This is a genomic window from Methylomonas sp. MK1, from assembly GCF_000365425.1.
Classification (GTDB): Bacteria; Pseudomonadota; Gammaproteobacteria; order Methylococcales; family Methylomonadaceae; genus Methylomonas.
In genome coordinates, this window is the sequence record NZ_AQOV01000001.1 from 358093 (window position 1) to 370634 (window position 12542).

The following is a 12542-nucleotide window of genomic DNA, read 5'->3' on the forward strand; positions in this document are numbered from 1 at the left end:
TAAAGGAATAAGCAATGACCCAAATAAAACCATCCGTAACCGCACGCGGCCGCAAACCAAACCGACCATCGCGTAAATCCCAAGCCTGGCAGCAAGCGGCGTTAATTGTGCTGGGAACCGCGCTGAGCGTCTCGGCCTTATCAGGACCGAGCGTATTCCCTACCGGCACCACACGCTACGACCCGGGCAAAGCGTATAACTCGTTTGTATTGTTCAGCGGCGGCGACAATATCGCGCATCTGATCGATTTAAACGGCAATTCCGTTCACGAATGGCCGGATGCCGCCAGCCACAGCACTCTTATCAATCCCGCCGTGAACGGCGGTAAACTGGGACATGTATTTGTCACGCAGGAAACCACCGAAGGCAAAGGTACCGACTTGGTGCCCGGCCAAGTCAGTAAGAAGATCACCAAAACCATCGCCGAGCTGGACTGGGACGGCAAAACCGTCTGGAGCTTCGGCGACAAAGCGCCTGGCGGCGCCGCGCAACAACATCATGACTGGGCCAGATTACCCAACGGCAATACCGTGGTATTGGCTAACCTCGTGCATCCGGTGAAAGGCTTTAAGCAGCCGCAAGTGTTGGACGATGTGATTTATGAAGTCAATCCGGCAGGCGAAGTGGTCTGGAAATGGATTGCCTCGGAGCATTTGCAGGAATTTGGCTTTACGCCGGCCGAACTTAAATTGGTCCGCAATGCCGAGATTGCCGACTACCTGCATGTGAACAATCTAAAAGTAGTCGGCCCGAACCGCTGGTATGCGGCCGGCGACCAGCGTTTTCATCCCGATAATCTGTTGATCGATGCGCGCAACGCCAATTTCATTATCATCATCGACCGCAAGACCGGCAAAGTGGTCTGGAACCTGGGACCGCACTACCCAGCCGCGTCCATTGAAGAACAACTGGCCCGCAAAGTACCGCGCCCGGTCGATCAAATCAGTGCCCAACACGATGCGCATATCATCCCGGAAGGCTTGCCCGGAGCGGGTAATTTACTGGTATTCGACAATCAAGGCATCGCCGGTTATCCGCCGGCTCCGGTGCCGCGCACCGGCGGTTCGCGGGTGTTGGAAATCGATCCGATCAAGAAAGAAATTGTCTGGCAATACACAGGCGAGAGCTCCGGCGGCCCCAGTTGGTCGTTTCGTAGCACACACATCAGCGCCGCCCGCCGCCTGCCTAACGGCAATACCTTTATAGACGAAGGCCAGAGCGGCCGATTATTCCAGGTAACAAGCGACGGCGACATAGTCTGGGAATACATCAACCCGTATTTTCGTACTGGTAAGGACGCTGTGACCGGCCGAGCCACGGCCAATAACGCGGTATATCGCGGCCAACCGGTACCTTACGATTGGGTATCCGCGGGCACACCGCATAGTGAAAATCCGGTCGCCCCTCCCGATTTAACCAAATTTCGACTGCCAATGGCGGGCAATAAGCCCTGAAGCAGATTGGGCAAAAAACGCAGCACGCTGCATTCAATTTAACAGCCGTGGGTTTCGGGGTATCTGGAAGTGATGTTTGGCAGACGGGTTACTGCCATTAAGTCAAAAGGAACAGGCACTCCACAACCGGATACCCCCAAGCCCATGGCACTAATACCCTAAATTTGGAGATTAAAATGTTACATGCACGTATTCGACGGCAGTTATCACTACCAGCCTTGGCAATCGCGTTATCTTTAGCTTATAACTCTGCGGCAGCCGTGGAACTTGACCCCAAAGCCATTTCCATCAAGCTGCCAGACCAAATTAATTGGGTCGCAAATCCCAGCGGCTCGGAAAGCGCGGTACTGGTCGGCGATCCGAACAAACCCGGCCTGTATGTGGTGCTGAATAAATGGAAGGCTCATCACAACAGCAAGCCGCATTCGCACCCAAACGACCGCTTCATCACTGTGATTTCAGGCACTTGGTGGGTCGGCACCGGCAGTAATTACGACCCCGAGCATTTGCAACCGGTACCAGCGGGCAGCTTCGTCACCCATTACGGTAACGAAATCCATTACGACGGCGCGAAGGACGAAGACACGGTTTTACAGATTGTCGGCATCGGTCCGGCTACATCGACCCCTGCACCTGGAAAATAGCTTTGAAGTACCTGATTAGCAAGAATCTTCAGCTAGCACCCAAAAGATCGTCATTCCGGCAGGGATTGCCGGAATCCAGGCTTCATGGATGATTCGAAGCTTACCATCCATGGCACTGGATACCCGCTCTTGTGCCCAGTGGGTATCCGTGCGGGTATGACGCTCAGCTGAAGATTCTTACCAGTCAGATTGAACTAAGCACCCTGCCATCGACAAAGTGGTTGAAGGAGTTTGCGGAGATTACTCTTCGCCTTCTTGATAAGCGACGGCCAATTTTCTCTGGCCATTGGCCAACATGCCATACAGCCCCAACTTGTGGCGCAGCACATTGCGGCTAATATCCAGCAAGCGCGCAGTTTGCACCTGGTTTTCTTCGCAAAACTCGAATGCCGTGCGAATCACGGTCTCTTCGATGATATCGAACAGTTTAGGCGGCGCTTGTTCGCACAAGCGCAGTAGCGAACTTTCCAGCGAGGAGGTTGAAACTATGGGCCCGCTCTGCGAGACTCGTACCCCCGACAACTTAAAGTCCTCCGGACGCAAACGATTGCCTGGGCAGACCAACAAGGCCCTATGCACCGCATTTTCCAACTCGCGAATATTGCCGGGCCAGTCGTAATTTAACAAGGCCAGCTCGGTGGAAGGCGATAATTTGATTTCACCATAGCCTAAGCGGTCGCCGTAGACTTTCAGAAAATGCCTGGCCAAGGGCAAAATATCGCCCGGCCGTTCCCGCAAAGGCGCAAGATGAATCGCGGCCACATTGAAACGGTAATACAGGTCGGCGCGAAAATGCGATGCCGCCACCGCTTCTTCCAAATTAACATTGGTAGCGGCGATGACTCTGACATCCACCGGCGAAGGCGTGCGCGAACCCACCTTTACCACTTCCCTTTCCTGCAATACCCGCAATAATTTCGCTTGCAAGCCCAGCGGTAAATCGCCGACTTCGTCCAGAAACAAACTACCTTTATTGGCGGTTTCGAACCAACCTTCTTTTGTATTCAAGGCGCCGGTGAAAGCGCCTTTTTCGTGGCCGAACAATTCGCTTTCGATCAAGTTTTCACTGAGTGCCGCGCAATTTAAAGCACCGAAAGGTCCTTTGGCGCGCTTACTAAGTGCATGGACATGCCTGGCGACCAATTCCTTGCCGGTGCCCGTCTCGCCGATGATCAGCACTGTCGCATCGCTAGGCGCGATCCGCTCGATGTGCTCCAACAGTTTTCGTGAAACCGGATCCTCGAACACCATCGCCGTGGCCCGCACCGTGTGCGACAGCTGTCGTAATTGCAATTCGTCAAATGCTAATAATGTCATACGGTTTCCCCTGCACTGCGAGCAACGATGCCGTCACTCAAAAATATATCCATGAAAGATCTTTTCCTAAGATGTCAAAAATAGTGATTCGTCGCGGCATCACAAGTTAACTGCCGAAACGCAAACACCAAACAAAAATCAGCCTTACCGTGCCCAAAGTCAGTCCACAAACCGGCGCTTTCGCTGAGCACAGGCCAAAAAAAAGCCAGCAGTCCTTTGGGGACAAACTGGCTTCCGGCGGTCCGGTCAGCAGAAGTGGATGTTATGGAGACAAAATGCTCGGAAAATAACAGCGAGATACCAGGCTCCAAGCATGGTTCATGCCACTTCGTATTTACAGCACATAATAAAGGATTACGGGTTTTTGCGAAACACCAATGTTGCCACAGCAACATAATCTGTTGTTTAAGTGTTGATATATCAACACATTTCCATGAGTCTGAATTTTACTTGCGAAGCATTGGCCTTTTTCGCGCTAATCCAATTGAGTCGGGCTTTTTCGACAAGCCCAGTCAGCCGAAATCGTTCACCAAACATGCCCGCTATGTTTCGACCTGTTCGTATACCAGCAGCATTTGCTGACGCCATGCTGGTAAATCAGCATTTTTTTGGATATTTGCCGTTAACCCGCGTGCTTCCATGTTCGGTAACTCAAACGGGTGTTGTCGATCTGCCTGGAACACAGGGGTAATTTGGCGTATTCCAGCAATCACCCAGCATATTGGCCCTTATCTTGCTGAAGACCGGATTGAAAAGGCTAAGTCAATATTCACAAGCGACTTACCTAAATTTCGCAACTTTCAACTTTGGAGAAAAACATGGGCTTGAGCATTCCCCACTTATTAGTAGTTTTAGCGATTGTGGTCTTGGTGTTCGGCACCAAGCGCCTGAAAAATGTCGGCGCCGATCTGGGCGATGCGATCAAGGGATTTCGTAATGCGGTAAAGGAAAGCGAAGAAGCCGAAGAGGCCAAAGCGATCACCCAACTCTATCAGGAAGAATTATCCGGCGAGTCGATAGGCAAAGCTGACCGCACCAAGGCTTGATACGCCGGGTTGCTGTTCTCAGGCTAAAGGCGCTTAGACCCGCGTCCTGCTGCCAAAGCAGCAGCTTTTGATCGCCGCCTGTTTGCATACCAACAGCTTGGAACATTTGCCGGCAAAAATTATGCTGCTGATTCTCACCTAAGCTCAAGCGCATGCAGGACACTATGCTTGTAAAAACCGATGGAGATTGCTTGGTATAGCACTTGCTTAAGACAAACACTAAATTGCCTTTGCCGGATAAACGCTAGTTTTAAAACCGGCCGGACCTCGCTAACCAATCGGATCTCCCGAGAAATCCATGTGGATCGTTAATATTGCTTTACGCCGCCCCTATACCTTTATCGTGGCGGCGCTGTTGATTCTATTGTCTACGCCCTACGTGCTGCGGAAAATGCCCACCGATATTTTCCCAACCATCGATATTCCGGTGGTAGCGATGCTGTGGCAATACAACGGCATGACCGCCAAGGAAATAGCGGACCGCTTAACGACCACGGTCGAACGCTCCATGGCCTTGATCGACGGCATAGAACACAGTGAATCTTTGTCTTACAGCGGCGCGGCCGTGGTAAAAGTATTTTTCCATCCGGGCACGGATATTCGCACCGCTATCGCCCAGGTGATGTCCAGCAGTAACTCGGTTTACCGCTCGCTGCCGACCAATGTCGCACCGCCGCAAGTCATTCAGTATTCGGCCGCCGACCTGCCGTTGGTGCAGTTGGGAATTTCCAGTAGCGTCGTCCCGGAAACCGATGTCAACGATCTGGTGAATAACATCGCCAGAACCGCATTGCAATCCAAGCCCGGCGTGGCAATGACTAATCCGTTCGGCGCCAAAAGCCGGCAAATTACGTTGGATGTCGATGCGCCGGCTCTACTGGCGCGCGGTCTGTCTCCCGCCGATTTAAACGATACGTTGGCAGCGCAAAATCTGATTCTACCCACCGGCACCGTAAAAATCGGCAGCAACGAATACGACGTCAGCCTGAATGGGGCGGTGGCCGCGATTCCGCGTCTGGCCGACCTGCCGGTGCGCACCGTGAACGGTGTGACGACGCTGGTCCGCGACGTAGCGACAGTGCGCGACGGCGCGGCGCCAGTGACCACCATCGCCCGCCAAAATGGCGAGCGTGGCATTCTGACCTCAATTTTCAAAGTCGGTCGCACCTCGACCCTGGAAGTAGTGGAACACGTCCGGCAGACCATCCCGAAAATGCTGGGGATGATGCCGGAAGGTATCAATATGCGCTTGATGTTCGACCAATCGCTGTTCGTGAAAGCCGCAATCGGCAACGTGTTGCACGAGGCACTGATTGCCGCCGGCCTCACTGCGGCGATGATCCTGCTGTTTCTGGGTAACTGGCGCACCACCTGTATTATTGCAGTGTCGATACCGCTGTCGATTATGTGTTCCTTGATTGCCCTATATCTAGTCGGCGAAACCATCAATCTGATGACGATGGGCGGTTTGGCCTTGGCGGTGGGGATATTGGTAGACGATGCCACCGTGGAGATCGAAAACATCGAGCGGCAAATGCTGCTGGGCAAGAATCCGCATCAAGCCATCCTGGACGGCGCAGCGGAAATCGCGATGCCGGCGTTGGTGTCGACCTTATGCATCTGTATCGTGTTTGTGCCAATGTTTTTCCTGTCCGGCGTAGCGCGTAGCCTGTTTGTGCCGATGGCGGAAGCGGTGGTATTTGCCATGCTAGCGTCTTACGTTTTATCGCGCACCCTTGTACCGACGCTGGTGATGTATGTGATGTCCGGCCATCACGGCCATACCGATGCACCGCCGACCAACGCGCTGGCACGGGGCTTTCAACGCCTGCATCACGCCTTCGAACGCGGCTTCGAACAGTTTCGCGGCCACTATCTGATCTTGGCCAGTCATTTGCTCAAACACCGCTTGCGCTACAGTTCGGCGATTTTAGGCTTTTGCTTGGCATCCCTGGGTCTGGTGCCGCTGCTCGGAGAAGATTTGTTTCCGGCGGTGGATGCCGGGCAGATTCGCTTGCACGTCCGCGCACCGTCCGGTACCCGCATCGAGGAAATGCCGCAACAGATCGACGCGGTGGAAAAAGTCATTCGCGGCATCATTCCCGCCGAGGAGATTGCCGATCTACTGGACATCATCGGCGGCCCCTATAGCACGCGTAACACCTTGTTTGGCAATTCCGGCACCGTGGAAACCGCCGACACCGAAATTATGATTTCGCTACGACCAGGCAACCATGCCCCCAGCGCCGACTATATCAAACGCCTGCGCGCGGAACTGCCCGGACGCTTCCCCAACCTGGAATTCTTCTTCCAACCCGCCGATCAGGTCAGCCAGACTTTGAATTTCGGCGTGCCCGCCCCTATCGACATCCAATTCATCGGTGGTAAGCCGGACGAAGTGATGCCGCAGGTCATCGCCTTGCAAAATCGCTTGAGGCAAGTTCCCGGCATCGTCGATGCGCATATTTATCAACGCATGAATCGGCCGGCGCTGGATTTGGAAATGAATCGCCAGCAATTGCAGCAACTGGGTTTGTCAGCTCGGGATCTGGCGCAAAATCTTTTACTGACCCTGAGCGGCAGCATGCAGACCGCGCCGTCATTCTGGCTGAATCCGGCCAACGGCAATTCGGTGAATATCGGCGTGATGGGTAATCCGCTGGACTTGGACAATCTGGATGCATTGATGCGCACGCCGGTCGGCGGCGGTAACGGCCAGCCGCAATTGCTGGGCAATTTAGTCAAACTGAAACGCACCGTGTTACCGGTCGCGGTAACGCATTACAACGCCAATAATGTGTTCGATATTTACGCCAGCGTCGAAGGCCGCGATTTGGGTTCGGTGAGCCGGGAAATCGAAACGCTGGTTGCTGACAGCCGCGGCCATTTGCCGCGCGGCGTCGAATTGAGCGTGCGCGGCCAAATCGAAACCCTGAAAAGCTCGTTCACCGGTTTGGGTGCCGGCTTGGCCGTGGCGATTGTGATGCTGTATCTGCTGCTGGTAGTCAATTTTCAATCCTGGCTGGACCCGCTGATTATCGTCAGCGCCCTGCCCGCCGCTCTAGCCGGCATCGCCTGGACCCTATTTTTGACCGGCACCACGCTAAGCATCCCGGCCTTGACCGGCAGCATCATGGCGATGGGCGTCGTCACCGCCAATAGCATTTTGCTGGTGTCGTTTGCCCGTACTCGCTTGGCTGATGGCGTACCACCGGTGACGGCCGCTTTGGAAGCCGCCGCCACCCGGCTCAGACCGGTACTAATGACCGCCTTTGCGATGATCGTCGGCATGTTACCGATGGCAATTGGCTGGGGCGAAGGCGCCGAACAAAATGCGCCGCTGGGCCGCGCGGTGATAGGTGGCCTGGCCTTTGCCACGGTGTCCACTTTACTGTTCGTGCCACTGGTGTTTGCCGGCGCCCATCGCTGGCTGGCACACCGACTTTCGCATCGTACAAGCTTTGTAACTCCATAAAATCTTATGAATAGCATCCCTTCATCACCCTTTGCTCGACCGGCTTCCGACCATTCGCACCGCACCCTGCTGGTAGTAAAACGGCTCGGTTTGGGACTACTGCTGTTGCTCCTGCTGGCCGGCGCCTGGCGCTTGGCGCAGAACCTACAGCAAGCGGAGAGCTTGCAGGCACAAACTGCGGCCAGCCAGCAGCGTAGCGTGATTGCGGCGCATTCCCGGCCCGGCGAGGCGACCCGCAAACTGGTATTGCCCGCCAGTTTGCGCGGCAACACCGAAACCCAACTCTACGCGCGCAGCAACGGCTACTTGAGCGCTTGGCACAAAACCATAGGCGATCAGGTTAAGAAAGGTGACTTGTTGGCGGTGATCGACGTACCCGAGCTTGAACAGGAACTGGCCCAATCCAGGGCGGCGCTGGCCCAAGTGAAAGCCCGGCTGGAACTAACTCGCACCACCCTGCAGCGCTGGACGCAGTTAAACGGCACCGACAGCGGCACGCAACAGGAATTCGACGAAAAACGTAGTGCTTTCCTGCAAGCCGAAGCCGATTTCTCTGCCGCGCAAGCCAATGTCAAACGTCTGGAAAATATCGAAGGCTATCGGCGCATCGTCGCGCCGTTTTCCGGGGTGATAACCCGCCGAGCAGTCGATGTGGGCAGTTTAATCGTGGCCGGCAGTCAGGAGTTGTTTGCCTTGACTCAAACCGACCCCTTGCGGTTGACGGTTTGGGTGCCGCAAGTCTACGCGGACGACATCAAGGCCGGCCAGGAAGTCTCGGTCAGAGTACTGGATTCGCAAGGCAAGCCGGTTAGCGCCCATGTGGATCATGTCGCCGGCGCGCTGGACCCGGTCAACCGTTCCCGGCAGGTGGATATTACCCTGCCCAACAAGGACGGTAAGTTACTGCCCGGCTCCTACGTGGAAATCTCCATCAACGTCGCCGGCAAATCCAGCCCCTTGGTGGTGCCGGCTAATGTGTTGGTGATCGATCAAGCTGGTCCGCATGTGGTAGTGGTCGATGCGGAACATCGCGTGGCGTTTCGCCCGGTAAAATTGGGCCGCGACTTCGGCCGCGAACTGGAAATATTGGAAGGCATCTCCGCCAGCGATACCTTGGTCGCCAGCCCCTCGGATCTATTGGTGGAAGGCGAAACCGTGAGCGTGGTGGAAGCTCAAGCAAAGCCGGCGGAGAAACCCAAGGACAAAACCGCCGGCAAATCGTGAAACATTTCAGTAATCCGTAGCAGGGCGAACCATCCGCTTACGATACCCAAACGGCATGTGGCGCTGGTCTCATGCCGGCCAACAAGACCGGTTCCACCGTGTTACCCGAACGTTGGGTCGCCGAACGCCCCCTACCTGAAACGAGTCTGGCTGGTCACGCACCATGGTAGTTTGACCCGGTTTCTGTAGCCTGGGTTTGGCCGGCAGAAACCAGAATGCCGGCTTGCCGGTCCGCCGGGTGATTAATTTTTGTCTACACCCTCTTAGTAAAAAGTTTCTTGGGGAAACAGCCATCATCGCTACGAACCGGAGTTTAGGGCTGAGGTTGGCAATTGCATCGGTACAAATGCCACGCCTTTGTCCTCAATCTTTGGCCCCAGCGGCTGAAAGCCCAACCGAACATAAAACGGCACAGAGGGCAGCGAGGCATTCACCGTGAAGGTCTCCGACGGGCTTGCGGCCAACGATAACGCGATGGCGCGCAACGCCAATGCCGTGCCGATACCTTGGTATTGGCAGGCAGGCGCAACAAACAGATGAAACAGATGCCGGGCATCGCGGACGGCAACGACGCCGGCAAGCTTACCGTTTAGCCAACCCACGAGATAAAGAAAATTGGCATCGTTGATATAACTGCCAATCGCTTGAGGGCTGATGCTCGAATAAAACAACTCGGCGCCGTCGCCAGCCGGGGAAATCGTACAACAGTTGGCAACACTGCAAATCAGTTGGCTGACGCATTCGGCATCGGTCGCTGCGGCGGGACGAATAATCAACGGCGAGTTTGTCGTCATGGCTCGGTAGCGGCAATGTCCGGCAAATTCTGGTAAACCAGCTCAACGGTCTGGTTTTCGGTTAAGGCTTTGACGACAGCCGGCAAAGGTTCCGCCAAGATGCCGGGCAAATCCTGCTCCAGGGGATTCATAATCGGAAAGGCCAATTTCTCCAGTGGCGGGCAAAAGTCAGCCTCCACGCCGGGCTTGTTGCCGCGCGCATCAACCCGGTACCAACCGTGTTGCGGCAGGTAAACTGCGTTCAAACCGTGCAGGCAGAAAGGCGGCTGGTCGCCGTCTAACATCAGCCGCTGGTAACACATTCCGGCCGGAATGGCGTTGGCCCGCAGCAGCGCGGCCAACAAATGGCTTTTGGCATAGCAGTAGCCGGTACCGTGGATTAACACCTCGGAGGCTTTACAGGTCACCGGGTTCAGTCGGTAGTCCCAGCTATGCTTGATTTGGTCGCGGACGAATTCGAAACAGCGCTTGGTGATTGCTACCTCATCGGCGCAGCCGTCCGCCAGTTTTGCGGCTTGGGCGACGATGGCCGGATGTTGGCTATCGATATAAAGACTACTGTCCAAATATGGACTCATCGCCGCGCGTTCGATTTTCACTAACACGCCGGTGAATAAAGAGACTATTTCTGGCATAGCCAGCAGGTCTGCGTCGCCGATATTAGCGCTTGGCAAAGGCAATGTGATGGATGCCGCTTCGATCAGCTTGGCCGACATGGTGATCAAGGTTTCCCGGAGTGCAGCGTCGGCATGATGGGCGCGTGGCGAAGCGTTCAACACCGCCACCGGCTTATAAGCAAAGCCCTCGAATGCCACCAGCCAATCCAATGCATTTTTAATGGTACCGGTGACGCCGTGAGCATATTCCGGGCTGGCGATTAGTAAGGCATCCGCCGAGGCAACGGCGTTGCGTAATTGGATCGCAACGTCTGGAGGCGCGCTTTCCAAATCCGGATTGTATAAAGGCAATTCGCCCAGCCCGGTAAACAAACAGACATCGATAGAGGCCGGCGCCAAAGTTCTTAGAGCCCGCAGCACGGCGGAATTGATGGACGCCGCCCGCAAGCTGCCGGATAAAGCCAGTATTTTCATTGCAAAGCTAAATGTTAAATACCAGGGAAAAGTGGTGGCTGTTCAGTCGAAAGCCCTTGTTAAGATACAATCGATGAGCGGAAAAGCGCTGATAGCCGGAATCCAAATGCACACCCGGACAGCCGTTCGCTTGCGCATGTTCGATCAGCCAATCGAGCAAGGCGCCGGCGAAGCCTTGCGACGTTTCGCCGCTTAGCGTGGCTAAATCATCAATATACAAAACTTTGCCCCAGGCCAAAAACTCGGCGAAACGAAAACCCGCCACGCTTTTAACCGTGCCTTGCTGTCTAACAGCCAGAATTTGGTAGGACTGCGTTTGCTGGCGGCGAACCTGAGCCAGAAACTGATCCGCCTCAATATGCGGGCGCAACTCGTGGAACACCGAAAAACAGGCTTGAATTTCGGCGTCGGTATCGGCAATAAATATATCGAGAGTCATGGGGTATCGCTTAACAAACAAAAGGATGGCCGTTGGCTTAAAAGAGCATTTCGATTTTTGCTTTCAGCGCCGAGACTCAAGAGGGCTCACTCGTGTTGAGATGCATCATTTGTTCACGCCTCGCCCCGCTGCCGGCTTGGCACGTGATCCGTGCGCGCTATTCATAAATACGATAGCGCCGATAATGATCGCCGACGCACTCAGGATGCGCGGCGTGAGCGGTTCGTTCGCGAACCAGTTACCTAACAACACCGCTACCAGCGGATTGACGTAAGCGTATGTCGCTACCAACGGGATCGGCGCATTCTGCAGTAGCCAGGCGTAGGACGCGAAACCGATCATAGAGCCAAACACTATCAGATACGCCAAGGCCAGCCAGGAGTTAAGCGATACCTGGGCCAGGTTGAAAACACTCCATTGTTCGCTTAGCGCACTGACAAGCAACAAGGCAAAGCCGCCGGCCAGCATTTCCGCGCCGGTTGTCATCAGCGCCGTCTTCGGCAAATCCGCGGTCTTGCTGTAGATAGAACCCAGAGCCCAAAGCAAACTGGCGAGCAGTAGCGCCGCTACACCGGGCATGTTTAATGGCATACCGTCCGAAAACACCGACGGACCGACCAGCAGGTAAATTCCCAGAAAGCCTATGATAAGACCGACCAGTACGCGTAGCGTCGGCCGGACGCCGTTAGGTCTGAGTGCGTCGGCAATCACCAGAAACATAGGCACGGCACCGATGATCAGTGCGGCGACGCCGGACGGGACGGTTTGTTCGGCCCAACAGACCAAGCCGTTACCGCCGAGCAATAACAAAATACCGACAATAGCGGCCGAACGCCACTGCCTTAAGGTCGGCGCGGCATCGCCGGCCAAACGCCGCCAGGCCAGCAAAATGGCGCCGGAAACCACAAAACGCAATCCGGCCGACAAAAATGGCGGTAACGTTTCAACCACGAAGCGGATCATCAAATAAGTCGATCCCCACACCAGATAAACGGCCAGCAACGCGGCCCAAACCTTAACTCTCATTCTGCAAACGCCTGAATGATTTCGGTTTCTAC

The 12542-nt window shown here is 55.0% G+C and carries 10 protein-coding genes; 5 read left to right on the plus strand and 5 right to left on the minus strand.

Features of this window, described 5'->3' with window-relative positions; translation table 11 throughout:
* Nucleotides 1-14 precede the first annotated feature (14 nt).
* Nucleotides 15-1454: an arylsulfotransferase family protein gene (locus tag G006_RS0101525; protein WP_020481393.1), complete on the plus strand. Its 1440-nt coding sequence runs from the start codon at nt 15-17 to the stop codon at nt 1452-1454.
* Nucleotides 1455-1630: 176 nt separating this feature from the next.
* On the plus strand, nt 1631-2098 hold the full coding sequence (locus tag G006_RS0101530) for a cupin domain-containing protein (RefSeq protein ID WP_020481394.1): 468 nt from the start codon (nt 1631-1633) through the stop codon (nt 2096-2098).
* Between the two features lie 240 nt (nt 2099-2338).
* Here the strand turns inward: G006_RS0101530 and G006_RS0101535 are convergent, their stop codons facing one another.
* Nucleotides 2339-3415, minus strand: a complete 1077-nt coding sequence (locus G006_RS0101535) for a sigma-54 interaction domain-containing protein (protein ID WP_020481395.1) — start codon at nt 3413-3415, stop codon at nt 2339-2341.
* 818 nt (nt 3416-4233) lie between these two features.
* Here G006_RS0101535 and tatA point away from each other — a divergent pair.
* The 3 genes from tatA (at nt 4234) to G006_RS26530 (ending at nt 9160) form a co-directional block, all read left to right on the plus strand.
* The gene (gene tatA, locus G006_RS0101550) at nt 4234-4461 is read left to right on the plus strand and encodes a twin-arginine translocase TatA/TatE family subunit (RefSeq protein ID WP_020481398.1); all 228 of its coding nucleotides are present in this window, start codon (nt 4234-4236) and stop codon (nt 4459-4461) included.
* Nucleotides 4462-4759: 298 nt separating this feature from the next.
* On the plus strand, nt 4760-7936 hold the full coding sequence (locus G006_RS0101555; RefSeq protein WP_020481399.1) for an efflux RND transporter permease subunit: 3177 nt from the start codon (nt 4760-4762) through the stop codon (nt 7934-7936).
* Nucleotides 7937-7942: 6 nt separating this feature from the next.
* On the plus strand, nt 7943-9160 hold the full coding sequence (locus G006_RS26530; protein WP_020481400.1) for an efflux RND transporter periplasmic adaptor subunit: 1218 nt from the start codon (nt 7943-7945) through the stop codon (nt 9158-9160).
* Between the two features lie 299 nt (nt 9161-9459).
* On the opposite strand, the gene G006_RS24660 is transcribed toward G006_RS26530, so the two are convergent.
* The 4 genes from G006_RS24660 to G006_RS0101580 all read right to left on the minus strand — a co-directional run bounded on the left by G006_RS24660 (nt 9460) and on the right by G006_RS0101580 (nt 12510).
* The gene (locus G006_RS24660) at nt 9460-9954 is read right to left on the minus strand and encodes a GNAT family N-acetyltransferase (RefSeq protein ID WP_020481401.1); all 495 of its coding nucleotides are present in this window, start codon (nt 9952-9954) and stop codon (nt 9460-9462) included.
* Nucleotides 9951-11045 carry an NAD(P)H-dependent oxidoreductase gene (locus G006_RS27475; protein ID WP_020481402.1) on the minus strand — a complete coding sequence of 365 codons (1095 nt, stop codon included), beginning with the start codon at nt 11043-11045 and terminating at the stop codon, nt 9951-9953. Before G006_RS27475 ends, G006_RS24660 begins: the two co-directional genes overlap by 4 nt.
* 7 nt (nt 11046-11052) lie before the next feature.
* Nucleotides 11053-11484, minus strand: a complete 432-nt coding sequence (locus G006_RS0101575; RefSeq protein WP_020481403.1) for a GNAT family N-acetyltransferase — start codon at nt 11482-11484, stop codon at nt 11053-11055.
* 105 nt (nt 11485-11589) lie between these two features.
* Complete coding sequence (locus tag G006_RS0101580; protein WP_020481404.1) at nt 11590-12510, minus strand: EamA family transporter; 921 nt, start codon at nt 12508-12510, stop codon at nt 11590-11592.
* Nucleotides 12511-12542 lie beyond the last annotated feature (32 nt).